The organism is Flavobacterium sp. AJR, from assembly GCF_002156885.1.
Classification (GTDB): domain Bacteria; phylum Bacteroidota; class Bacteroidia; order Flavobacteriales; family Flavobacteriaceae; genus Flavobacterium.
This window is the reverse complement of the sequence record NZ_NCWQ01000055.1, coordinates 15,345-41,214: the sequence shown is the minus strand read 5'-3', so window position 1 is coordinate 41,214 and position 25,870 is coordinate 15,345. Positions and strand designations below refer to the sequence as shown.

Sequence of the window (25,870 nt, the reverse complement as noted above, 5' to 3'; positions counted from 1 at the left end):
GTTATAATATTACTGTTTAAAACAAAAATAGTTATTTTTTCATTGGTATTGTTATAAAAAGCGCCAACTACATCGTTGGCGCTTTTAGAGCTTTTTTTAATACTGATTCTTCTACAAATTGAAGTTTACACCTAAAACTATGTTGCGTCCTATGTTAGGAATTCCATCTGTTTTTAATCGGGATAAATGCGCGATGTACTTTTTATCGAATAAGTTGTTTCCGTTTATATTTACATCAAAAGCCGTTTTACCCAACTTTACTGTTCCTCCAAATCCTAAGTTAAGTAGCGAATATCCTTTTGAAGCTGTTTCGAAACCACTTACATTGTCTTGGTTAAAAGTTGAACTTACATTTAAAGTAGCAAACCCATCTTGGAACCAGTTACTAATTTTAAACTCTGTTCTTATCGTATTATTCCAGTTGTTTGCAGGAATTAATGGCAAGTAATCTCCATTTTGTTTTTTACCTGTTACGGTTTCAAAACTAGTTTCAAAATGCAACCAATCTAATGGATGTGGATGAAAATGTAATCCGATTTCTCCACCATATAATTTGGCATTATCCTGAACATAAGCAAATACATCATTCTCGTCTAAAACATCTCCTGTAGGCGAAGTATAAATGTAGTTGTTTACGTGATTATAAAACCCATTTACAAAGAACTCAAAATGACTGTTTTTGTATTCTAAGTTTAAATCCGTTTGAACGTTTTGTTCTGTCTTTAAAGTGCTATTTCCTATTTCGTAACGGTTTGTTCCTTCATGTACTCCGTTTGATGTTAGTTCTGCCAAGTTTGGCGCTCTAAATCCCGAAGCAACATTTAATCGCATTGTCAAGTTATCGGCAAGATTGGTTTTGTAACCCAACGATGCATTAAAACTATCAAACGATCTGTCTAATGCCTGGAAATATCCTTCTTCTCCCTCAACTCCATGCGCGATTGAAGTTACATTACGGTTATCAAAACGCAAACCTGCTTGCAATACATTACTTTTCCACTCATAATTTGCCGTTCCAAAAACACCAAAATCATTTGTTGTAGCATCTGGAATTAAATATTCTTCTCCCGAATTTGCATTGGTTTGGTGCATTCCCTGAACTCCAACAATAGTTTCAATTTTACCCATTTTAGGCAAATGGTATTTGGCATTATAATTAAATGTTTTCAGTTTCATGTGTAATGAAGCTTCATTACTATCCTCAAACTCACTTCTGTCATTTGTGATGTATCCTAAATCAACATCTAGTTTTGAATTCTGAAAAAAGAAAACATTGTTTAAACTCAACAAATGATTAAATACTCCTTGTCTGGGAAACTCTGTATTTTTGCTTGTTGTTTGTTCTCCAAATCCTTCTTCTGGCATACCTAAATCCAGCTTATTATAGTTGTAACGTAAAACACTCGAGAAACTAGAATTACTATATCCGATTCCGGTTTTAAAATCGGTTTCGTTATAACGGGTGTTTGTTACACGGTCACTATCTCCTGCTTGGTAATCAGAATGTGAATTAAAACTTCCGCGTGCCAAGAATTTCCAATTTTCTGTAGATGTTTTTAATCCGATAGAAGAATTACTTCCTTGTGTATTGGTGAAATATTTCTGACTGAAATTAGCCTTAAAATCTCCTGCATCGGCAAATTTTTCTGGGTTAAAATATAAAACTCCTCCTAAAGCATCTGAACCATATAATAAAGATGCTGGTCCTTTTATAACCTCAACACTTTCTACTCCTGCATCATTTAATCCTAAACCATGCTCATCTCCAAATTGTTGGTTTTCTAATCGTACTCCTTGCGAATATACCAAAACACGGTTTCCGCTTAATCCTCGAATTACAGGTTTACCTATAGACGTTCCTGTAGAAATTTGAGAAACTCCTGGTATTGTTGCCAATCCTTCTATCAATGTCGAAGTTCCTTTTTGTTGCAATGTTTTAATCGTTTCATGTTCCACTTTCATTACATTTTGCGATTGCAATTTGCTAAAAGCGGTTGATACAATTACCTCATCCATTTCAAAAGCTGCTTGCGAAAGTAAGATATCGAGTGTATTCTCTTTTAATAGTTTTTCGATATTTTTATTTTGAGTTGTAAAACCTACAAACGTAAATGCAATACGTAATCCTCCATTCGGAAGATTATTCAAAGTATATTTTCCGTTTTCGTCAGTTGTAGTTCCTTTATGTAATTCGGGAGCATAAACCGAAACTCCTGGAACTGGTTGATTTTGTAAATCGGTTACGGTTCCAGAAACTGTATTTTGGGCATTAATCAAGCCCGAAAACCCTAAAATTAGGGCAATTATTATTTTTTTCATTGAAAATGATGCTATAGTTAGATTATTTCTTCCTTTAAAAACAATCAAAAACCAAAGTATAAATACGCTCAATAACTCCGATAACTATCAGAATTAGTAAACCATTTTTACTATTTTGAATTGTATAAATAAAGATTGTTTTTGATTTTAAAGAAAACCAAAACAGGGTAAAACGTTGTATTCCGAAATTATTCGGATACTAAAAATCTAAACTATGGGCGGACCTCGGAGTGAGTACAGACTTCCGGAAAATGAAATTGCTGTTTCCGAAAAGGTAAAGGAATAAGGGATTTCATCATGAAAAACAGGCAACTGAAAAGTGAATTTTTCAGGTGTAATATAACTGCTTATCGCAAAATGACATACATAGCAATAATCGAAATTATGATGCTGATGCGTTATTTCGGTATTTGTTACGTTATACTCGTGATGACATTGTTTTTTTGAAAACTCTTGTACAATATGCTCATAACTATGGAATGACTGAAACAGCATTGAGAACAATACCGTCATCGTCAAAGAAATACTTATTATGAGTTGTTTTCTTTTCATGCCCTGCAAAGGTATAAAAAACATATAAGCGAAATGAAATAAGCAGGAGTTTCATTAAAAAACTATAATTAAAGACAGAAAATTAACCGGAAAGATTATTTAACCAGAAAGAATTATTTAACCGCAGAGAGCGCAAAGATTTACGCAAAGCTCGCAAAGTTTTTAATTTGTGCTAATTTGAGTAATTTGTGGTTAACTTTTTTAAATCCACTTAATCCTTTAATCTGTGGCAAAAAAATTAACCGCAAAGAGCGCAGTCCCGATAGCTATCGGGATACGCAAAGGTCACAAAGCTTTTCCTCGATATTATGAGCGGTTTGTGTTTTGAGTTTAAATACTACATGTATAGTATATTTGCTCTCAATAAAAAATTAGTGTTAATTCGAGTAATTAGTGGAAAAAAAATTAACCACAGTCAAACCACAACTGAAACACTCAATATCTTATATTTGTAAAGTGAATATCAAAATGCAAAAACTACCTATACTCTTGGAACAATCATTAAAACCAAAATCCAAAATGCGATTATTTTTTAGTTGTTTATTTTTAGTATCGTTTCTGAATGTCTTTTCTCAGGAAGAGAAAGCTCCTGCTACAGAAACTCCAAAAGTAAAAATTGATTCTCTGTATCGAGAAGATCAGTTTTATTTTGCAATTACCTATAATGCATTAGCAAATGCTCCAGAAGGATTGTCGCAAAAGAAATTTTCGGCAGGACTTAATTTTGGTTTTTTAAGAGATATGCCTATTAATAAAAATCGTAACGTATCTATCGCCACAGGTTTAGGATTTAGCTATAAAAATTACTTTCAAAATCTTGCCATAACTGGTACAAACGACGCTCCTGTTTATAATGTTGTGAATTATTCTGATGTTAATACAAACAAATTCACTCAGTATTTAATTGATTTACCGATTGAGTTTAGATGGCGAACTTCTACTTTTGAGAGTTATAAATTTTGGAGAATTTATGGAGGTGTAAAATTTAGTTATCTTTTATTCGATCGCTCTGTTTACAAAGATTCTGAGCAAAAAGTGGTCATTAAAAACAATAAAGACTTCGAAAAAATACAATACGGAGTTTATATTTCGTCTGGTTTTAATACCTGGAATATATATGCTTATTATGGTTTAAACTCTTTATTTAAATCGGCAAAAACTCCTACGGAAGACATCGATATGCGAACAATGAATATTGGTGTAATTTTCTATATTCTATAACCAGAAAAACGCAAACATTAATTGTGGAATTATCCCAATAAGTAAACCTATTACAAGTTCTTTATTGGTGTGCGCATTCATTTCCAGTCGGGATGATGCCACAAAACCATTCATTAAAATAAAGAAAGCAACCCAATACATCATATTTGGTACCTGAAGGTGTCGGTACAAAGCAATTGCAAAAATGGTTAATCCACTTATGGCTATCATGTGCAAGCTGGCTTTTATTTTGCAAAAAGATAAAATCAACGCAATTATTGTACTAAATAATGCGCCTAAAAAAAAGAAATGCAACTCTGGATAACGCATAATTACCACGCTGCGTTTTACTAACAAAATGATTAAAAAACAATGAAGCACCAACGGAATCTTACGTTGTGAGGTTTCATTAATCATAATCGAATCGACATTTCCTGTAGAACGAAGCAGCAAGAAAAACAACATAGGAACAAAAACCGTGATAATTAATATCTGAAAAAGAATAAAGATTTTTTCCTCATTTACAAATATATCTCCTTTAAAGAAAAGGTAAAACATACTCGCATACATCGAAATAAATAATGGATGAAATACATACGAAAATATCGGAAGAATCTTTTTCAACGGCTTGGATTTATTGTCTTGAACAAATATAAAAAAATATATGACTTTGTATAATTTGCATCAAAAATTAACAGTGTCTAAGAAAGGGAACGCGGATGACGCGGATTCGCTAAGGCGAAAACACGGATTAAAACGGATTTTTTTCAATTGTTTTAAAAAATCCGTTTTTATCAGCGTCTTTACTTTTTAAATCCGTTTAATCCGCGTTCCATTATAGACAAACTTTATAACCTGAATAAATTTATTTTTAAGAAAATATTAAAAACTCTTTTTTACCTTTAATGTTTCAAACAACAATATGTTTTTCTAACTCATCACAATTGCTATTTCACATTTTGCATAAAACATTTTACACAAAAACATCCAACATAAAATACCTCACAATATAATGCCTGTAAATCTTAAAAGTCTAATTCAAATACTTCATGCCAAATGGATTGGAGGAAATTCAGATATCAATATCGACCATATTTCTATCGATAGTCGCTCTTTACAAAACGGACCTAAAACTTTATTTTTCGCTTTAAGCGGACCTAACAATAATGCTCACGATTACATTCCTGATTTAATAGAGAAAGGCGTTCATAATTTTGTAGTAACACAAATTCCAGAAAACTATACACAAAGAGCCAATTATATAGTTGTCGAAAATTCATTGTCGGCTTTGCAGGCAGTTGCAGGTTATTATCGTGGTCTTTTCCATTTCCCTATTATCGGATTGACCGGAAGTAACGGTAAAACGATAGTAAAGGAATGGCTTAATTTCTTGCTAAGTCCTGATCACAACATTATAAGAAGTCCAAAAAGTTACAACTCACAGGTTGGCGTTCCGCTTTCGGTTATTGCAATAAATGAGAAACACAATCTGGGGATTTTTGAAGCAGGAATTTCAACTGTTTCTGAAATGGACAAACTAGAAAAAATCATCAAACCTACTATCGGACTTCTTACCAATATAGGTTCGGCACATGATGAAGGTTTCTTAAATCTTGTACAAAAGATAGATGAGAAACTACTTTTGTTTAAAGAAACTCCTGTAATTATTTATCAGAAAACCGAGGTTGTTCATTCTTGTTTAACTCAATTTGCTGCCGAATATCTGCTCGATTCCAGGAAGTTATTTTCTTGGAGTTTTACCGATAAAAATGCCGATGTTTTAGTTTCTACAAAAGAAACTCATGACGAGAATACACGAATTCGATATGAATACAAGGATGAATTAAACGAATTTACCATTCCGTTTCAGGATGATGCTTCGATAGAAAATGCTATTTCTTGCTTAATGGTTTTGTTGTATTTAAAATACGATTCGGCTACAATCCAGAATCGCATGCATTTATTGTATCCAGTAGAAATGCGTTTGGAAGTAAAAAACGGAATCAACAACTGTAGCATAATCGATGATAGTTATAGTTCGGATTTTCAATCATTAAAAATCGCATTAGACTTTTTAGAAAGTCAAAATAAATTCAAAAAGAAAACCGTGATTTTATCGGATATTCTTCAAAGCGGATTTACTAATGATGAATTATATTCGAAAGTGGCTCAACTTATCGAGTCTAATAAAATAAGTCGTGTTATTGGTATTGGCTCGACCATTTCGGCTTATAAAGATAAATTTACCAATTGTATTACATTCCCTAATACAGCCGAATTTATTGCACATTATGAATCATTGGATTTTGAAAATGAAACCATTCTTATAAAAGGAGCACGTTCGTTTCAATTTGAAGAAATTGTCGCATTACTCGAAGAGAAAACTCATGAAACGATTCTTGAGATCAACCTCAACGCTATTGGTCATAATCTTAATTTCTTTAAATCTAAAATAAATCCAAACATCAAAATGATGGTGATGGTAAAAGCATATAGTTATGGTAATGGCGGGCTAGAAATAGCCAAATTGCTTGAACATCATAAGGTAGATTATTTGGGTGTGGCTTTCGCCGATGAAGGAATCTCGCTTAAAAACGGCGGTATCAAACTACCAATTATGGTGCTTAATCCCGAAACAACCACTTTTTCGGCTATTATTCAGCATCAATTAGAACCTGAAATTTATAGTTTAAAAGGGTTGAATGCTTTTTTGAAAATTGCAAAGGAGAAGAAACTACACCATTTTCCGATTCATATAAAACTAGATACTGGCATGCATCGATTGGGTTTTGAAGACAATACCCTCGATGAATTAATCGCTACTCTAAAAGGGAATACAAACGTTGAGGTAAAAAGTGTTTTATCGCATTTGGCAACAAGCGATGAACAAAAACATTTTGATTTTGTTCTTTCTCAAATTGATTTATTCGAAAAACTATCTTCTAAATTAGTAAAGGAATTAGACATTAACCCAATTCGTCATATCCTGAATACTTCCGGAATTAGTAATTTCCCGCAAGCACAATACAATATGGTGCGTTTGGGGATTGGCTTATATGGAGTTTCTAATGATCCTGCAGAACAAAAATACCTGGAAAACGTAAGCACATTAAAATCAATAATTTCGCAAGTAAGAACTATTCCTGCTGATGACAGCGTAGGTTACGGACGTCGTTTTATGGCTGAAAAAGAAACCCGAATCGCAACAATACCAATTGGCTATGCTGATGGTATTGCCAGACTTTGGGGTAACGGAGTCGGATTTGTAACTATCAAAAATCAAAAGGCTCGAATAGTAGGAAACATTTGCATGGATATGCTTATGGTCGATGTAAGTGCTATTGACTGTAAGGAAGGTGATGATGTAATTATCTTTGGCGAAAGCCCAACTGTTATAGAAATGGCACAAGAATTACGTACGATTCCGTATGAAATCCTAACTAGTATTTCGCAACGGGTTAAACGTGTGTTTTTCCGTCAGTAAATTAGTACTATTTATTTTATAGAATTATTATTATCTTTGAATACTTAAATTAATAACAAATAAAAAAGAACGAGTATGGGATTTTTTGCAGATTTTAAAGCTTCTTTATTGAAAGGTGATGTACTGAGTTTAGCTACTGCTGTAGTTATTGGTGGTGCATTTGGAAAAATTGTTGGTTCTGCTGTAGATGATATTATTATGCCAATTGTTGGTCTACTTACTGGTGGGATAGATTTTACTCAAAAATTTATTACTCTGGATGGAAATTCATATACAACTTTAGCTGCTGCTAAAACCGCTGGTGCTGCTGTAATTACTTACGGAAATCTGGTTCAAGCAATAATTAATTTTGTAATTATATCATTTTTTGTTTTTATAGTTTTAAGAGCTGCTGAAAAAGCAAAGAAAAAAGATGTTGCTCCTGCTGCACCAGCTGGACCAACTCAAGAAGAATTACTTACACAAATTAGAGATTTATTAAAAAAATAATCCGCTACACTATTGTCTAACTAAACCGTTCAAAATCTGAACGGTTTTTCTTTTTTGTTGCAAATGTAACATTTTGTTATTTTTTGTGAACCCGCTTGTTTTCAACTTCATTATACCTATTTTTGCACTTCAAATAACAAACATTCACAATAAAAAATATAAAAATGAGAATAGCGATTGTAGGCGCTACCGGTATGGTTGGCGAAGTAATGCTAAAAGTGTTGGCAGAAAGAAATTTCCCTGTTACAGAATTAATTTTGGTTGCATCTGAGAAATCAGTTGGAAAGCAAATCGAATATAAAGGAACTAATTATACGGTTGTTGGATTGCAAACCGCAGTAGATTTGAAAGCTGATATTGCTATTTTCTCTGCAGGAGGTGAAACTTCACTAGAATGGGCACCAAAATTTGCAGCAGCAGGAACTACAGTTATCGATAACTCATCGGCTTGGAGAATGGATCCAACAAAAAAATTGATTGTTCCAGAAATCAATGCTTCTACTTTAACTAAAGAAGATAAAATTATAGCAAACCCAAACTGTTCGACTATACAAATGGTCTTAACATTGGCTCCTTTGCACAAAAAATACGACATAAAAAGAATCGTTGTTTCTACTTACCAATCTATCACTGGAACTGGAGTAAAAGCTGTGAAACAATTAGAGAATGAATACGCTGGTGTAAAAGGCGAAATGGTTTATAAATATCCTATTCACAGAAATGCGATTCCACATTGCGATAGCTTTGAAGAAAACGGATACACCAAAGAAGAAATGAAATTGGTTCGTGAAACACAAAAAATTCTAGGTGATAACACTATCGCTGTAACAGCAACTGCGGTTCGTGTTCCTGTTGTTGGTGGTCATAGCGAAGCGGTAAACGTTGAGTTTACAAATGATTTTGATGTAAATGAAGTACGTGAAATTTTACATCATACTGATGGTGTTGTAGTTCAGGATAACTTAGACACATTTACATACCCAATGCCACTTTATGCCGAAGGTAAAAATGATGTTTTTGTAGGTCGTATTCGTCGTGACGAAAGCCAACCAAATACTTTAAATATGTGGATTGTTGCCGATAACCTAAGAAAAGGTGCTGCGACTAATACAATCCAGATTGCTGAATATCTTGTAGCTGCAAAACTGGTATAAAACCCATAATTATATCTTAACAAAAGCCGTAATCACGATTTGTGACTGCGGCTTTTTCTATTAGAAAACATTATTCTCAACAATAAAAAAGCCATATCTTAGCTATAATAAATAAAAAACACATGAACTTCGAGAATTATAAAATAATCCCAAACTATAACACAAACAAAACCGACTTGTTTCTTGCCGAAGAAGAGGATATTGAAGCTTGCGAACAAACACTAAACGTCAGTTTTGATGATGATTATAAAGAATATGTTCTAACGTACGGAAGCGGAATTCTTGGCGGAACTTACGTAAGGATATATCTTCCCGAAACAATTGTCATGACTATGGCTGAGTGGAAAAGTCGAATTACCGAATATTGGTTTTGGGATGAAGGAAAAGATGTCCTGACGAAAGAGGAAGTTTTATCCCGAGACTTCGGGACTGTAAGAATTGGTGATACATTTGATGGAGATGAAATTATCCTGTATAAAAGTGAATATTACATTTTGCCAAGAAATAGCGAGATGATATACAAAGCAGGAAAAACGCTCGAAGAAACTATAACTTGGTTGTGCTCGTCAGGAATTTTGACCGAAGCATTTACCGAAAGAGAATTTGAACCTTTTGACCCAAGCGAATGGGGAGATAAATTATAATAAAAACAATAGCATTTAAATAAAATGGCAGAAGAACAAGACAAATATGTCAAAATACTTTTTAGATTTTTCAGTGAAATCCTTAACGAATCAGCTGTAGAAACTATATGGGCAACAGTAATCAATGCCGAAAAAGGATTATATAAACTAGATAACATTCCGTTTTACGCACCCGTTTCTTGCGAAGATGTAGTGCTTGCAGAATTTGATGAAGAAGAACAAAAATTAACCTACAGACAAACAATAGAACATTCAGGAAATTCGACTATTCAGGTTGTAGTATTAGATAAAACTATTTCTACTGACGATATCCGTATGATATTTAACCATTTGGGATGCGAATCTGAAAAGTTCAATGAAGGATATTTTGTAATGGAAGTTTTATCGACCGTAAAATATGAGCCAATCCGAGAAAAACTAAATGAATTACAAAATGATGGTATTATAGATTACGCCGAACCGAATTTATCTAATAATCATTGGTATTAAGATTAGTAAAATGAGAAACGTCGAAGAATTAATAAATAAAGAAGATTCAGGTTGGCCAATCGTAACGGAATGGATTAATGATGCCAAAAACAAGATCGAAATCCTAACCGTTGATAGTGCAAAAGCAGAAGAAGCATTGTATAAAACACAGGTTTCTACACGTTCGCCAATGGGCGCTATTATCTTCAGCACTGGTGGAATATTAGTTGATAATGGCTGGATTAGAATCCTTGGCTCAGGAAATGAGAAACTAAATCGTTCGTTACCCGATTGGAATATTGGAAAATTCACAGAAGAGTTTGGAGAAAATCCGAGATTATTATTAATTGCTGATGATGCTCTTGGAGGATTCTTTATTTTGAATGGAGGAGATTTAGGAAGTGATTTAGGGAATATATATTATTTCGCTCCAGACACTCTGGAATACGAACCATTAGAAATAACGTACAGTGAGTTTTTATTGTTTTGCTTTAATAATGATTTGGATGAGTTTTATAGAAATCAAAGATGGGAAAACTGGAAAACTGAAGTTTCTAAATTAGACGGAAATAAGGTTTTTAATTTCGTCCCATTTCTCTGGAGTAAAGAAGGCAAAGACATAAACAAAAATAGCCGTAAGGAAATTCCAGTTGAAGAACAGTTCCGTTTTAATATTGAAATGAAAAAGCAACTAGCTTAAAAAGGGTAAGATGTAAAATGAGGATAGTAAAATGACAAATAATATAACCAATATTTGGCAAGAGTTCGCAAATGAAACTGGTGGAAAATTCATTGAAGGTTATTCATGGCATTCTGACAAAACCGAAATCGAGTACAATAACTGGAAAATAACTTTTGATAATTTTACAATTTGGTCAGGCAAATACGCCACCGAGGTAACTCGAGTAATTGTCCCCTTTGTTTCAGCAGATAAATTTCAATTTGAAATTTATAGAAATGGTTTTATAAGAACAATTGAAAAATTATTTGGAGCCCAAGATGTTATTATTGGTCGAGATGATTTTGATAAAGCATTTATAATTAAAGCAAATAATGAACTTAAAATAAAGTCATTACTTCAAAGTCAGAGAATACGAGATTTAATATCTTCTCAAAAGGAAGTAAATATTCAAATATCTAATCAAAAAGGAATCTGGGAAGAAAAACTTCCAGAAGGTGAATTCGAATTATCATTTTATACTAAAGGAAAAATAAAAGATATCGAAGAATTGAAATCATTATTACATCTTTTCAAAGAAATGCTAGACGGTCTTAATCAAATGAAATCTATAGAAACAATTCCAGTACAATAACTTCATATCGCAATTCAAACTAGCTAAACTATGGGAATACTTGACAGACTATTTGGAAAATCTGAGCCTAAAAATCCAGAGGATGAATATCTGATAACAACAACAGAAGAATTCATAAAAGTAGAACATCCGAGAAGGGAAACTGAAACCATTTTATGGAAAGATATTGAGGCAATAAAATTGATAAATACAGATGAAGGTCCTTTTGCACCAGATATTTGGTTGGTATTAATTGGTAAAGATTCTGGGTGTTTAATTCCTCAAGGCTCAAAAGGATTCGAAACAGTTTACAATATCGTATCAGAATACGAAAATTTTAATTTTGAAAATTTCATAAAATCAATGTCTTGTACTGATAATGAAGAATTCTTGCTTTGGAGAAAAGAGGAATAAACATTAATTTAGTAAAAACTTATTTATTACCTATTCATGGAATCTATTATACTCGAAAAAGTAACAATCGCAGATATTGAAAAACTGCAAAATATCGGAAGACAAACTTTTTTAGAAACTTTTTCATTGCCTAATACTGAGGAAAACATGAACAATTATTTGTCCAGTAGTTTTGCCTTTGATAAACTTAAAAAAGAAATTGAAAATCCAGATTCCAAATTCTTCTTTGCAGTATTGAATAATGAAGTTATTGGATATTTAAAGGTGAATTCTGGAAAAGCACAAACAGAATTAGGAGATAATAATGCCTTAGAAATAGAACGCATTTATGTTTCAAAAGAATTCTTAGGTAAAAAGGTCGGGCAACTTTTATATGACAAAGCGTTACAAATTGCCAAAGAAAAAAACGTAGGTTATGTATGGCTTGGCGTTTGGGAAGAAAACCATAGAGCATTAGCTTTTTATAAAAAAAATGGCTTTGTCGAATTTGACAAACACATTTTTAAATTAGGAAATGATGAACAAACAGATATAATGATGAAGCTGACCATAAATTGTCTATAGAGGAACGCGGATTAAACAGATTCGCTAAGGCGAAAACACAGATTAAACGGATTTTCTATCTATTATTTTTTAAAATCCGTTTTTAATCCGCGTTTTTACTTTTGTAAATCCGTATCATCCGCGTGCTTAACGGTAAAGATAATTAAGCTCTTCAACGGAGAATAATCCAAAAATCAATCTTCATCCTTATTAAATTTATAATTTGTTATTCCGAAAAGTAAAATTATTTGCGAAAACGTTATATTTGCGTTACTAAAAACAACACATAATGAATCCAAAAATATTAATCATTGGTGCTTGCGGTCAAATCGGAACGGAGCTTACCCAAAAACTACGCAAATTATACGGAACAGAAAATGTAATTGCATCTGACATTCGTAAATTAAATACTGACGTTGTTAATTCTGGTCCTTTTGAAGTAGTAAATGCCTTAGATTTCAATCAAATCGAGCACCTTGTAGAGGTTCATAAAATAACTGATATTTATTTAATGGCTGCTTTATTATCGGCTACTGCCGAAAAGAATCCAGCTTTTGCCTGGGATTTAAACATGAACTCTTTGTTTCACGTTTTAAACTTAGCCAAGGCAAATAAAATAAAAAAGATTTTCTGGCCATCTAGTATTGCTGTTTTTGGACCAACAACTCCAAAAGAAAACACTCCACAATATACTGTCATGGAACCTTCGACTGTATACGGAATTAGTAAACAAGCTGGTGAAAGATGGTGCGAATACTACCACAACATATATGGTGTCGATGTAAGAAGTATCCGTTACCCTGGTTTAATTAGCTGGTCTACACCTCCAGGTGGTGGAACAACAGATTATGCTGTTGATATTTTTTATAAAGCTATTGCCGATAAAAAATACGAATGTTTCTTGTCATCTGAAACTAAAATGCCAATGATGTATATGGATGATGCTATAGAAGCAACTATAAATATCATGAAAGCCCCTGCTGAAAAGATCAAAATTCACTCCTCTTACAATTTGGCAGCAATGAGTTTTACTCCTACTGAAATTGCAGCAGAAATTAAAAAACATATTCCTGAATTTACGATTTCATACAATCCAGACTTCCGTCAAAAAATTGCTGATAGTTGGCCTGCTAGCATCGACGATAGTTCGGCTAGAGAAGATTGGGATTGGAATCATACTTTCGACCTTGAGTCAATGACTAAAGATATGCTGGAGCATTTAGGTAACAAAAAATAAACATCGCCTTTATACTATAAAAGTCCATTTTTAAAAGGAATTCCTTTTAAAAATGGACTTTTCTTTTTTTACCAAACAGATCCTTTCCTTTTAATTACAAACAATATTTGTCATTTAAAATTTGATTGCTTTATATTTTTCTTATTTTTGATTTAGCTATGAATAACTCAATAATTCATACAAAATCATCAATCAAATCACAATAAAAACGTTAATCAAATGACAAATTCTTATCATCCTGTCGAACAAAGCAAAAGAACTGCTATTGTCGACATTCTTCGGGGCTGGGCCATATTAGGCGTTGCAATTGGCAATTATTCCGGTTTACCACACATTAATCTACCACAAGAAACTAAGAATAGTATGTTATCTGAAATACTATCTAATTTTGATCAGTTTTTTTTCTCTGGAAAATCCTGGACTTTATTAACAATCTTGTTTGGTTATGGCTTTGCAATTTTAATTAATAATGTCGCTGCGAAAGGCAAAAATCCAGTTACTTTTTTTAGCTGGCGAATGATATTGCTTTTTGGTTTGGCTTTTATTAATTGTATTTTTTGGTTTGGCGACATCTTAAAAGATTATGCTTTTCTAGGACTTGTATTATTGTTTTTTTACAAATGTTCTGCAAAGACATTAAGTATAATCTGTACAGTTCTTATTCTTATCATTCCTTTTTTAATGGCCTATATCAAAGGTTTTAACTTCGAAAGAATAGATATTATCTCCAATCCTGAATATTTAAAATTATACCACTCAGGAAACTGGCTGGACTTTTTTAAGTTTAATCTATTGGCTTCTTATTACCAACAAATCGTTTCTCCTGCTTATGCCATTATAGCACATATTGTAATGCTGGCTTGTATGCTTTTTGGGGTTCTGCTTCAAAAATTAGATTTTTTTAATCGTTTAAACGAAAAGAAAAAACTTTTAAAATATGTACTTATAATCAGTCTGATTATTGCCGTTATAATTGGTATTGTTTTTTTCTTTGCTATTGAAAACAAAGCTGGTTTCCTCAAATTCTTCCACCCTTATTACTGGCTTATTTTAAGTACAATGGTTTTTATTGCAACGGGAATATGCTTACTATATGAAAATGGTAAACTAAAAACGATCTTCAAATATTTTAGTGCTGGCGGAAAAATGACTTTGACAAATTATATATCTCAAAATATACTCGTTGCCTTTATTTTCTCTGGAATTGGTTTAAATATTGAGAATTCCTTTCCGTATTGGTTTTACTTTTTATTAGCTGTTTCTGTTTTTATAATTCAATTATTTATTAGCAAATGGTGGCTTTCTAAATACAATTATGGACCAATTGAGTGGCTATGGAGATGTGCAAGTTATAGGGAATTATTTCCGTTTAAAAAACAAAAACAGAACACCTTTATTTCTGAAACTAATGCAGAAGCAGCAGAATAATCATCTCAATAAAAAAACCATTTATAAAAACTACAAATTCAGTTAATTATATGACAAATTCATTTCAACCAGTTCAGGAAAACAAAAGAACTGCCATCGTAGATATTTTAAGAGGATGGGCATTATTAGGGGTTGTAATAGGTAACTATGTCGATTATCGCTATGTAGGATTAGAAAGCGCTGTTCTTAAAAAAGGCCCTTTTTCTGAAGTAATCGCTGCAATTAATCAATATTTTTTTGCCGCCAAATCCTGGACTTTACTAAGCGTTTTATTTGGTTATGGTTTTGCAGTACTTATTAATAATGTGGCAAGTAAAGGCAAAAATCCAGTTTTATTTTTTTGCTGGAGAATGGTTATTCTCTTTATACTTGCTTTTATTAACTCTGCTTTTTGGTTTGGCGACATCTTAAAAGATTATGCCTTTTTGGGTCTATTTCTTTTATTGTTTTACAAAAGTTCTAAAAAAACAATACTTATAACCTGCGCAATACTCTTTTTGACCATTCCGTTTCTTACGGCCTATATCAATTCAATTAAACAGAATTTACCCGATGTACAATCGAATGCTGGTTATTTAAAACTATTTTACTCGGGCAATTGGCTTGATCTCTTCCAGTTTAATTTGCTAGGTACTTATTATAGCGAAATGATTAATCTCGTATATGCCGTTACGGTACATGTAGTAATGTTTGCTTGTATGCTTTTGGGTTTTTATGCTCAAAAAATTAACTTCTTTAATCGTTTACCTGAATTCAAAAAACTATTAAAAAGAACCATTATAACAACTTTTATTATTGCGCTAGTATTCGGTTTTCTTTTAATAACGGCAATAAATTATAAAGTACCTTTCCTTAAATATTTCCATCCAATATTCTGGTTAATAATAAATACGATGCTATTTATTGCATCGGGAATATGCTTGCTTTACACAAATGGTAAACTAAAAACTATTTTTAGCTATTTTAACGTGAGTGGAAAAATGACATTGACCAATTATATGGTTCAAAACATTCTGGCTACCTTTATTTTTTCGGGTATTGGCTTAAAAATCCACAATACATTACCTTATTGGTTTTACTTTTTTCTTGCGGTAGCATTATTCATAGTTCAGCTTTTTATAAGCAAATGGTGGCTTTCTAGGTACAACTATGGTCCTGTCGAATGGTTATGGAGAGTCGCGAGTTACAGGCAATTATTTCCATTTAAAAAACAAAAACAGAATACTATTATTTCTGAAACTAATACGGAAGTAGTAAAATAATCATTTTTTAAGAAAACCATTTTTTTAAATAAAAAGCCCTTAAAGAACAATATGTCTTTAAGGGCTTTTTTATTGAATAAGAGCAAAGATTTACTTCACTTCATAAACATTATTCGCAGCTTTAATATCAGCCATTAATCCGCTTGGATCAATAGTGATTTTCTTAATTGTGCTTTTGCTTTTTGAGATTGTCAAATTATAAGTTGGCATTGCCCAAGCCCAGTCATTTGAAACCGTTCTTTTCATAGAAGGATTAGGATTTTCTTTTATGAAATTCATCATTCGTAACGGAATGTAAAAACTCTCTTTAGTTCCATCTGTATATTCTACAGTTAAATCAATAGGCATTGGCATTCTTCCAATTCTTTCTAAAGTTACAACTGTTTTATCTCCACCATCAACTACGTCTTTAATACCGTAATCAATAGTATTAGTAGTTCCTGTCCAATCGATTAAATACCAATCTAACTCTGCTCCAGAAACACGCTCAGCAGTTCTCTTGATATCGTTTGGTGATGGGTGCTTGAATTTAAAATCACTATAATATTTTTTTAGTGTTTTATCTAGATTGTTTTCACCAATCAAATATCCTAATTGAGACAAAAAGATACTTCCTTTTACATAAGAAGAAATACTATATGGTCTGTTCTCATCATAACGATCACCATGTGTAGTTTGTGGTTGCTCTTTACCAGATTCTACCAATTTATAATACGCTGCATAATTTCCTTTAAACGGATTTTCTACTTTTTTATCTCCAGCTAATTCATTTAAAGCTAAATCTTCGATGTAAGTTGTAAAACCTTCATCCATCCATGGGTGCTTAGATTCATTTGAAGCCAAAACATGCTGGAACCAAGAGTGTCCTAACTCATGTGTTGCTGTTCCTAAAATTCCTTCAAGAGTTCCGTTTCCTAACATTAGAGTACACATTGCATATTCCATTCCGCCATCTCCACCTTGAATAAATGAATATTGTTTGTATGGATATGGTCCTACTTTATGATCATAAAAATCCATTACTTTCACCATTAATGGCTCTAGTTTCTTCCAGTTTTCTGTAGTTTTTGGATTGTTTTTGTATAAGAAATGTAAATCAACATCATTTGGTCCTTTTACTACATCATGAGTATATTCTTTATCGGCTGCCCAAGTAAAATCATGTACCATTGGTGCTACAAAATGCCAGGTAAGTGTTTTTGTTTTTTTAGGATAAACTACTGTAACACCAGCATCTTCATATCCATGACCAATTTCATTTTTGTTTTGCAAATATCCAGAACCTCCGATTGTGTAGTCTTTGTCGATTGTAATTTTTACGTCAAAATTTCCCCAAACTCCATGAAATTCTCTTGCGATATAAGGATCTGCATGCCAACCTTCAAAATCAAATTCGGCCAATTTAGGATACCACTGAGACATTGACAAAGCAACACCTTCTGAGTTATTTCTTCCTGCACGACGAATTTGTACTGGAACTTGTCCGTCAAAGTCTAATGTAAAAGTAGTTTTTGAGTTTGGTAAAATTGGCTTAGCCAAAGTAACCTCCATAATAGTTCCCGAAACTCTTGTTGTAGCATTTACACCATCTTGCTTGAAATTGGTAATATTAAGAAAACCTATTTCATTAGGTTTTAAAGTTTTCATGCGGCTTTCTTTAACATCTTTGCCATCAACTTTTACCTTATTTATCATTCTTCCATCAGGATCTTTTATAGTCTGGATTCTTGCATCCATCTCACTTCCTGGCTGAAATGCATTAAAAAACAAATGGTAAAATACTTTTCTTAAAGTATCTGGCGAGTTATTAGTATAAACCAATTCTTGCTTGCCTTTGTATAGATAGTCTTTTACATCCATCGATACATCCATTTTATAATCTACATGTTGTTGCCAATAAGGTGCATTTTGAGCAACTAGTGAGCCAAAACTAAGGCTCAAAAAAGAAAGTAATATAATTTTTCGCATGGGCTATATAATAAAAATGGAAGGGTTGCCACCCTTCCATCGGATTAATATTCTTTACAATTTATTTTTTTGACATTTTTTCTGCCATCAATAACGCATTATAAGCATTCACCATTTTAGCCGTTTTTGACGACTCTGACGATGAAACAGCTACTGGTTTTTCAGCTGGATTTGGATTTTCACCCAAAACTACCATCGACGGAAGCAAAACACCAGAATCCATCAATATCTGTTTTACTTGTGAAGCTTTTAATTTTGGATAGTACGAACGAATTAAAGCTGCAACTCCCGCTGCATTTGGAGCAGCCATCGATGTTCCTTGCAAATATTTGTATTTGTTATTAGGAACTGTTGCATAGATTTCTTCTCCTGGAGCATAAACATCAACATTTATTTTTCCAAAATTAGAGAAACTAGCAATTACATTTTCTCCGTATACTTTATTAATTGCTCCAATTGTAATTAAATTATCTGCAAACTCTTTTATGTTGTCTTCAGAATCATTTGGATAATTGATGTTTTTCTCAATATCTATATTGTATCCATCATTTCCAGCTGCGTGTACAATTAGCACATCTTTTTTAGCAGCATATTTTATGGCATCATAAACCCATTTTTTATGTGGAGAAAAGCTTTTCCCGAAACTTCCGTTAATTACTTTTGCTCCATTATCTACTGCATAACGTATTGCCAATGCAATGTCTTTATCATACTCATCTCCATCTGGTACAGCTCTTACAGTCATAATTTCGACATTATTAGCAACTCCGTCTCCACCTAAATTGTTATGACGAACCTGAGCTACAATACCTGCTACGTGAGTTCCGTGTAATGCTTTTTCTTTATCTGGTCCTGTAACATTGTTATTACCATAACGAGTATTTTTAATATCCTCTGGATTATCACCTACAATTTTACGACCATCAAATTCTTTATTCAAATTATAATTTAACTGATCATAAACCTGAGCTCTATATTCTTCAAAATCTGCTTCAGGATTAAAAGTTGGACCTGCATTACCAAAAATTTGGGTCATTATCATTTTAGCTCTAAGTACTTTTGAATCTGTAGAGCTAATTGTACTTAAATCTTCAAGATTGTAGTTTTCTTTATTCAGAGCTGTTTTCACAGTCTTGTGTACTTCTAGTAAAAAATCTACTTGTTCTTTATCTTTTAAAGCTTTCTCGTATTTTTCATTGTACTGTGCCAATGCGTTTTTATATTCCGCAGAACCATCGTCACCTTTCTTTACTATACGAGTCATTTCTGTATTCTCGTTTACAGCATCACCAAGAAAGTTCCATCCATGAACATCATCTATAAAACCATTCTTATCATCATCGATTCCGTTACCAGGAATTTCTTTTGCATTCGTCCAGATGTTTCCTTGTAAATCTTCGTGTTCTATATCTACACCCGAATCAACAATTCCTACGATTACCTTTACTCCTTTTTTATCTTTTAGTAATTCGGCATACGCTTTATCAACACTCATTCCGGGGATAGTATCTTTTACTAAATCCAGATGACTCCATCTTTTTAAATCATTTTCAGAAAGTGGGGCTTTTTTTACAATAACTAAAGGTGCAGTAATCGTTTCTTTAGAAGTTGAAACTTGTGCCTGTACAGTTGCACTACTAGCTAAAGCAAGTAATACCCAAGCAGATATGTAAATAGGTTTAATACTATTCATTTATGTAAATTTAATAAAAGTTAAAATATGGGCCTAAATTATGATTTTTGTTACAAAAAAAAGACAGATTAACAATCTGTTAGGAATCTGATTTAATCTTTTCTTGACAAAATGAAACGGCTCAAATATAAACATTCTTTAAGAAATGAAAATACTGAATCTAATTACAATCTGATAAATAATATTTTAACACGAAATCATTTGTAATTTGTATCATTGCATATTCTAATTCAAATAGTTAAAATTATGATTAAAAAACTACTCTTGTTTGTTTTATTGGCGTTTTCCTCAACTTATGCTCAAACTTCTACTGTCCCAACATACGTACCTAAGGACGGATTACTTGCTTATTTTCCTTTTAATGGTAATGCAAATGATGCAAGCGGAAGTGGAAGCGACGGAAATCCTACAGATGTTACTCTAACTACCGATCGTTTTGGAGTTGCCAATACAGCCTACTCTTTTAATGGCATCAGCAGTAATATTAATGCTCTAATAACCAATATTCCTCAAAACAATTCTCCTAGAACAATTTCGGGATGGTTCAAGACAAATGATGCCTTTACAGCCCCAGACAAATATGAAATTTGTATTTTTAACTATGGTATTTTAGCAAAAACACAAAGACTTTCTCTTTCTGTTTACTCAAAGGGATACCTCAATGTAGTAAATGGCCCTGTTTTTTCTGACGGCTCTTTTTATGTAAACAACTTTGATTATTCAAACAATGACTGGTATTTCTACACACTTACATACGATGGAACTAAAGCTTCATTATTTATCAATGGCGAATTTGTATCTGAAAATCTTATAAGCTTAAACACTACAGGCAATACTTTCAAGATAGGACAAAGAATTCCTGGGGATACTACAGATGAAAGCTTCAAAGGTAAAATAGATGATATTGGAATTTGGAATCGTGTTTTAACTCCAACAGAAATCAACGCTTTATATGAGTCTGGTGACACAAGCAGTTTTTACACATTAATCCCCGACGCAAACTTTGAGAAAAAGTTAATCGCGTTAGGACTTGATTCTGGTCCTATTAATGGAAAAGTCATGACCGCAAATATTTCATCTATAACTTCCTTAGACGCATCTGCCAGCCAGATATCCGATTTAACTGGAATTGAAAGCTTTGCCGCTTTACAAGTCCTTAATTGCAGAGCTAATTACTTAACAAATTTAAACATATCCAAAAATAATGCTCTGACATATTTAAATTGTAGCAGCAATCGACTAACAAATTTGGATATTTCTAGTAACATTAATTTAAAAACTTTAAGCTGTGATAACAATCAATTAACCAGTTTAGATGCCTCTAGCAACATTGCTTTAACAACTTTATATTGTAGCTCCAATAGCGCACTAACAAATTTGAATGTTTCTAAAAATACTGCTTTAACATATTTAAAATGTAATGCTAATAAGTTGACATCTTTAAATGTTTCCAATAATACTGCTTTAACAAATTTAAATTGTAGTGACAATAAATTAACTAATCTGGATGTTGAAAAGAACGTCTCTCTAAATATTTTATACGTAGCGGTCAATCAATTAACAAATTTAAATCTTTCTAAGAATGTTAACTTAACAGAATTATATTGCGGCGTAAACCAATTAACTAATTTAGATCTTTCAAAAAATATTGCTTTAACAAATTTCGACTGTAGTGAAAACCTATTATTAGCAAGTCTTAATTTAAAAAACGGAAAAAATACGCTTTTAAAAAGTTCAAATTTGGGATTCATTTATAATCCACAATTAACCTGTATTCAAGTAGATGATGTAGCATATTCTGATGCAAATTGGTCAAGCAAAAAAGATGCTAAAGCAAGTTTTAGTACCGATTGTTCTCCAAAATACATACTACTACCTGACAATAATTTTGAACAAAAATTAATTGATTTAGGAATTGATACAGATGGCTTAAACGGAAAAATTTCCAATTCAAATATAAGCACGATCACCTCTTTGAATCTTTCAAATAGTAATATTTCAGATTTAGCAGGTATTGAAAATTTCACATCGTTAACGGATTTAGATTGTAGTAATAATCAATTAACGACTCTAAACCTGAATCAAAATTTACTTTTAGAAACACTTAATGCGTCCTCTAATCAAATTACTACATTGGATTTATCAAAAAACACCAATCTTAAAATCATATATATTGCAAACAATCCGCTAGTATCATTAAACATACGAAATGGAAATAATACAAAACTTATCGTACCATCAAAAGCAGGAAAAAGAACTGCTATTAGCACAAACTTTCTAGGTCTTAATAAGCTTGACTGTATTCAGGTAGATGATGAGGAATACTCAAACGCTAATTGGTCAAATATAAAAGAACCAACCACGATTTATTCAAACACTTGTAAAACTTTGGGTCTCGAAGAATCCATATTCGATAAAGTTGTAATTTATCCAAACCCAACAAAAGGAGAATTACACATTAATAACATTTTGCTTAACAAAGCAACTGTTTATGATTCATTAGGTAAATTGATAAAAACAACGACTTTCAGCACTGGTAATAATGACAACGTAATTCATTTGGCTGGTTTACCAAAAGGTACTTATTATGTATATCTAGAAAGCGAAGGCGCAAATACTGCTAAAAAAGTTATCGTAGAATAATCTCAATTAGTTAACTAAAAAAATCCCGTTTTCGATATAATGAAAATGGGATTTTTTATGTTTTAAGTTTTCTTTTAAAGAATCTCTTCACAAGTAAAAACATCTTTAAGGCGAACACCTTTTTCAGTATATTCTACAGTTATAATTTGATTGTGTGCATCATGTTCCAAAAACAAATAGTAATTATTATCTGCGGCAGCGTTTAGGAATTTTGCTTTTTCAGGTAGCGTTAACAAAGGTCGAGTATCATATCCCATAACATACGGCAACGGAATATGTCCGGCTGTAGCCAATAAATCAGCACAAAAAACAATCGTTTTATCTTGGTACTGAATATGCGGGATCATTTGTTTTTCGGTATGACCATCGGCAAAGAAAATACCAAAGCCAAGTTCAGATGTTGGAAGAAAATCTGTTTCTGGTCTTTTTATAAAATTTAATTGTCCGCTTTCTTGCATTGGCAAAATATTCTCGGACAAGAAAGAAGCTTTCTCACGAGCATTAGGTTTCGTTGCCCATTCCCAATGATTTTCGTTACTCCAGAATTTTGCATTTTTAAATGCTGGTTCATACCCTGTTTTATCAGCATTCCATTGTACACTTCCGCCACAATGATCAAAATGCAAATGCGTCATAAAAACATCGGTAATATCATCTCGATGAAACCCATATTGAGCCAATGATTTATCTATAGAGTGTGACCCCCAAAGCGAATAATACCCAAAAAACTTTTCAGTTTGCTTATCACCCATTCCAGTATCAATCAGAATAAGTCGATTACCATCTTCAATAAGCAAACATCTTGCGGCGATATCTATTAAATTGTTAGCATCGGCTGGGTTGGTTTTATTCCAAATAGTTTTAGGTACAACACCAAACATTGCACCCCCATCTAATTTAAAATTTCCAGTTTCTATAGGATATAACTTCATTATATTTTTTATTATAAAATTAAACATCAAAAAAGCAAAATCACGATATATTCAAAAAAACTATCAAATAGCCTCTTAAATTATCAAAACCTCAAACTTTTTAAATAATCCTGCAATTTAACAAAATCCTTTTGCATTAAATGAAATCAAATAGACTTTATCTATTTTAACATTAATTATAAAAATGTTAAGCGTTATGGAAAAAGGTTTTTATATAGTATCTTTGCCCATAATTTAGACAATAATCTATATAACAATGATAAAGGTTTCAGATACTGCCAAAAAGAAAATTATCGACTTGATGCAAGACGATGGTTTTGATGCCGCACATGACTACGTGAGAGTAGGCGTGAAAAGTGGTGGTTGCTCCGGTTTATCATATGATCTAAAATTTGATAAAACCAAAGGAGACGACGATAAAATATTCGTAGACAATGATATAACTATTGCTGTCGAGAAAAAATCATTTCTGTATTTAGCTGGAACAATATTAGAGTTCTCAGGTGGATTAAACGGAAAAGGATTTGTATTTAATAATCCAAACGCAAGCAGAACTTGTGGTTGTGGAGAATCTTTTTCTCTATAAATAATTAAATGATTGCAAAATTTAAAGATTTAAAAATTGCGTAAGTGATTTTGATATTTAAATCCTTCAATTTTTAAATCTTTCAATAAAAAAACAATGAGCAAATACACAGAAGACGATTTAAAAATCGAACTCGAAACTAAAGAATACGAATACGGATTTTATACAAATATAGAATCGGATACGTTTCCTATTGGGCTAAACGAAGACATAGTTCGTGCCATTTCTCTAAAAAAAGAAGAACCTCAATGGATGACCGATTGGCGCATTGAAGCTTTTCGTGCATGGGAAGAAATGATTGAACCAGAATGGGCTAATGTACATTATCAAAAACCCGATTTCCAGGCTATTTCATACTACTCTGCTCCTAAACAAGTAGATCCAAATAAAACATTAGACGACGTTGATCCGGAACTTTTAGAAATGTACAAAAAGTTAGGAATCTCTGTCGATGAACAAAAAATGATGAACAATGTCGCTATGGATATTGTTGTCGATTCTGTTTCTGTTGCAACTACTTTCAAAAAAACATTGGGAGAAAAAGGCATTATTTTTTGCCCAATTTCAGAAGCAATTAAAGAGCATCCAGAATTAGTTCGTAAATATTTAGGAACAGTTGTACCACAAAAAGACAATTTTTATGCTGCATTAAATTCTGCAGTATTCTCAGATGGTTCATTCTGTTATATTCCAAAAGGCGTTCGTTGCCCAATGGAACTTTCAACTTATTTTCGAATCAATCAAGCAGGAACAGGACAATTCGAAAGAACATTGGTTATTGCTGACGAAGGAAGCTATGTATCATACCTGGAAGGTTGTACAGCACCAAGCCGTGACGAAAATCAATTACACGCTGCTGTAGTAGAATTAATCGCTCTTGATGATGCTGAAATTAAATACTCGACTGTTCAAAACTGGTATCCAGGAAATAAAGAAGGAAAAGGTGGGGTTTTTAATTTTGTAACCAAAAGAGGTTTATGCGAAACTAACGCAAAAATTTCATGGACTCAGGTTGAAACTGGTTCTGCCGTTACTTGGAAATATCCTTCTTGTGTTTTAAAAGGCGACAATTCGGTAGGTGAATTTTATTCGATTGCCGTTACCAATAATCACCAACAAGCGGATACTGGAACAAAAATGATTCATTTAGGAAAAAATACTAAATCGACTATCATTTCAAAAGGTATTTCGGCTGGAAAATCACAAAACAGCTACCGCGGATTAGTGCAAATAAGTGCTCGAGCTGATAATGCCAGAAACTTTTCTCAATGTGACTCCCTTTTAATGGGTAACAATTGCGGTGCACACACTTTTCCTTATATCGAAAGTAAAAATCCTTCTGCAAAAATAGAACACGAAGCTACAACAAGTAAAATTGGTGAAGACCAAGTATTTTACTGTAATCAACGTGGAATTCCAACTGAAAAAGCAATTGCATTAATTGTAAACGGTTTCAGTAAAGACGTTTTAAATAAACTTCCAATGGAATTTGCTGTAGAGGCACAAAAATTATTAGAAATTTCTTTGGAAGGTTCTGTAGGATAGAAATTGTTTAAAGTTTA

General features: G+C 32.5%; 21 protein-coding genes. 16 read left to right on the top strand and 5 right to left on the bottom strand.

Annotation, left to right across the window (positions count from 1 at the left end; all coding sequences use genetic code 11):
* Positions 1 to 111 precede the first annotated feature (111 nt).
* Positions 112 to 2,319 (bottom strand): TonB-dependent receptor, encoded by a 2,208-nt coding sequence (locus B8T70_RS14880; protein ID WP_086895345.1) that lies wholly within the window; start codon positions 2,317 to 2,319, stop codon positions 112 to 114.
* A gap of 1,020 nt (positions 2,320 to 3,339) precedes the next feature.
* On the opposite strand from B8T70_RS14880, the gene B8T70_RS14870 reads away from it, so the two are divergent.
* The gene (locus B8T70_RS14870; protein WP_240474728.1) at positions 3,340 to 4,092 is read left to right on the top strand and encodes a porin family protein; all 753 of its coding nucleotides are present in this window, start codon (positions 3,340 to 3,342) and stop codon (positions 4,090 to 4,092) included.
* Here B8T70_RS14870 and B8T70_RS14865 read toward each other — a convergent pair.
* A complete protein-coding gene (locus tag B8T70_RS14865; RefSeq protein WP_242667490.1) occupies positions 4,087 to 4,695 on the bottom strand; it encodes a hypothetical protein in 609 nt (202 codons plus the stop codon). The two genes, B8T70_RS14870 and B8T70_RS14865, sit on opposite strands and share 6 nt — an antisense overlap.
* A 388-nt stretch (positions 4,696 to 5,083) precedes the next feature.
* Between B8T70_RS14865 and B8T70_RS14860 the strand changes: the two genes are divergently transcribed.
* The 12 genes from B8T70_RS14860 (at position 5,084) to B8T70_RS14805 (ending at position 16,486) form a co-directional block, all read left to right on the top strand.
* Positions 5,084 to 7,555, top strand: coding sequence for a bifunctional UDP-N-acetylmuramoyl-tripeptide:D-alanyl-D-alanine ligase/alanine racemase (locus B8T70_RS14860; RefSeq protein ID WP_086895344.1), 2,472 nt, complete (start codon positions 5,084 to 5,086; stop codon positions 7,553 to 7,555).
* A gap of 75 nt (positions 7,556 to 7,630) precedes the next feature.
* The gene (gene mscL / locus B8T70_RS14855; RefSeq protein ID WP_039113747.1) at positions 7,631 to 8,044 is read left to right on the top strand and encodes a large conductance mechanosensitive channel protein MscL; all 414 of its coding nucleotides are present in this window, start codon (positions 7,631 to 7,633) and stop codon (positions 8,042 to 8,044) included.
* A gap of 164 nt (positions 8,045 to 8,208) precedes the next feature.
* Positions 8,209 to 9,198 (top strand): aspartate-semialdehyde dehydrogenase, encoded by a 990-nt coding sequence (locus B8T70_RS14850; protein ID WP_039113746.1) that lies wholly within the window; start codon positions 8,209 to 8,211, stop codon positions 9,196 to 9,198.
* A 122-nt stretch (positions 9,199 to 9,320) separates the two neighbouring features.
* The gene (locus tag B8T70_RS14845) at positions 9,321 to 9,842 is read left to right on the top strand and encodes an SMI1/KNR4 family protein (RefSeq protein WP_039117003.1); all 522 of its coding nucleotides are present in this window, start codon (positions 9,321 to 9,323) and stop codon (positions 9,840 to 9,842) included.
* 24 nt (positions 9,843 to 9,866) lie between these two features.
* Positions 9,867 to 10,331 (top strand): DUF4265 domain-containing protein, encoded by a 465-nt coding sequence (locus B8T70_RS14840; RefSeq protein WP_086895343.1) that lies wholly within the window; start codon positions 9,867 to 9,869, stop codon positions 10,329 to 10,331.
* Positions 10,332 to 10,341: 10 nt separating this feature from the next.
* Positions 10,342 to 11,010, top strand: a complete 669-nt coding sequence (locus B8T70_RS14835; RefSeq protein WP_086895342.1) for a DUF2625 domain-containing protein — start codon at positions 10,342 to 10,344, stop codon at positions 11,008 to 11,010.
* A gap of 31 nt (positions 11,011 to 11,041) precedes the next feature.
* The gene (locus tag B8T70_RS14830) at positions 11,042 to 11,623 is read left to right on the top strand and encodes a hypothetical protein (RefSeq protein WP_086895341.1); all 582 of its coding nucleotides are present in this window, start codon (positions 11,042 to 11,044) and stop codon (positions 11,621 to 11,623) included.
* A gap of 30 nt (positions 11,624 to 11,653) precedes the next feature.
* Complete coding sequence (locus B8T70_RS14825; RefSeq protein WP_086895340.1) at positions 11,654 to 12,016, top strand: hypothetical protein; 363 nt, start codon at positions 11,654 to 11,656, stop codon at positions 12,014 to 12,016.
* Between the two features lie 36 nt (positions 12,017 to 12,052).
* Positions 12,053 to 12,580 carry a GNAT family N-acetyltransferase gene (locus B8T70_RS14820; protein ID WP_086895339.1) on the top strand — a complete coding sequence of 176 codons (528 nt, stop codon included), beginning with the start codon at positions 12,053 to 12,055 and terminating at the stop codon, positions 12,578 to 12,580.
* 268 nt (positions 12,581 to 12,848) lie between these two features.
* The gene (locus B8T70_RS14815) at positions 12,849 to 13,796 is read left to right on the top strand and encodes an L-threonine 3-dehydrogenase (RefSeq protein ID WP_039113620.1); all 948 of its coding nucleotides are present in this window, start codon (positions 12,849 to 12,851) and stop codon (positions 13,794 to 13,796) included.
* Positions 13,797 to 14,015: 219 nt separating this feature from the next.
* On the top strand, positions 14,016 to 15,224 hold the full coding sequence (locus B8T70_RS14810) for a DUF418 domain-containing protein (RefSeq protein WP_086895338.1): 1,209 nt from the start codon (positions 14,016 to 14,018) through the stop codon (positions 15,222 to 15,224).
* A gap of 50 nt (positions 15,225 to 15,274) precedes the next feature.
* Entirely contained in the window at positions 15,275 to 16,486 is a 1,212-nt protein-coding gene (locus B8T70_RS14805) for a DUF418 domain-containing protein (protein WP_086895337.1), read from the top strand.
* 90 nt (positions 16,487 to 16,576) lie between these two features.
* Here the strand turns inward: B8T70_RS14805 and B8T70_RS14800 are convergent, their stop codons facing one another.
* Together B8T70_RS14800 and B8T70_RS14795 are read right to left on the bottom strand one after the other, a co-directional pair.
* Entirely contained in the window at positions 16,577 to 18,454 is a 1,878-nt protein-coding gene (locus B8T70_RS14800) for a M1 family metallopeptidase (protein WP_039120119.1), read from the bottom strand.
* Between the two features lie 61 nt (positions 18,455 to 18,515).
* Complete coding sequence (locus B8T70_RS14795) at positions 18,516 to 20,147, bottom strand: S8 family peptidase (protein ID WP_086895336.1); 1,632 nt, start codon at positions 20,145 to 20,147, stop codon at positions 18,516 to 18,518.
* Positions 20,148 to 20,393: 246 nt separating this feature from the next.
* Between B8T70_RS14795 and B8T70_RS14790 the strand changes: the two genes are divergently transcribed.
* Complete coding sequence (locus B8T70_RS14790) at positions 20,394 to 22,790, top strand: LamG-like jellyroll fold domain-containing protein (protein WP_086895335.1); 2,397 nt, start codon at positions 20,394 to 20,396, stop codon at positions 22,788 to 22,790.
* 74 nt (positions 22,791 to 22,864) lie between these two features.
* Here B8T70_RS14790 and B8T70_RS14785 read toward each other — a convergent pair whose 3' ends face one another.
* A complete protein-coding gene (locus tag B8T70_RS14785; RefSeq protein ID WP_086895334.1) occupies positions 22,865 to 23,722 on the bottom strand; it encodes an MBL fold metallo-hydrolase in 858 nt (285 codons plus the stop codon).
* A 256-nt stretch (positions 23,723 to 23,978) separates the two neighbouring features.
* Between B8T70_RS14785 and B8T70_RS14780 the strand changes: the two genes are divergently transcribed.
* Together B8T70_RS14780 and sufB are read left to right on the top strand one after the other, a co-directional pair.
* Positions 23,979 to 24,308 (top strand): iron-sulfur cluster assembly accessory protein, encoded by a 330-nt coding sequence (locus B8T70_RS14780; RefSeq protein WP_035618328.1) that lies wholly within the window; start codon positions 23,979 to 23,981, stop codon positions 24,306 to 24,308.
* Between the two features lie 96 nt (positions 24,309 to 24,404).
* Positions 24,405 to 25,853 carry a Fe-S cluster assembly protein SufB gene (sufB, locus tag B8T70_RS14775; RefSeq protein ID WP_039113609.1) on the top strand — a complete coding sequence of 483 codons (1,449 nt, stop codon included), beginning with the start codon at positions 24,405 to 24,407 and terminating at the stop codon, positions 25,851 to 25,853.
* The last annotated feature ends 17 nt before the right edge of the window (positions 25,854 to 25,870 follow it).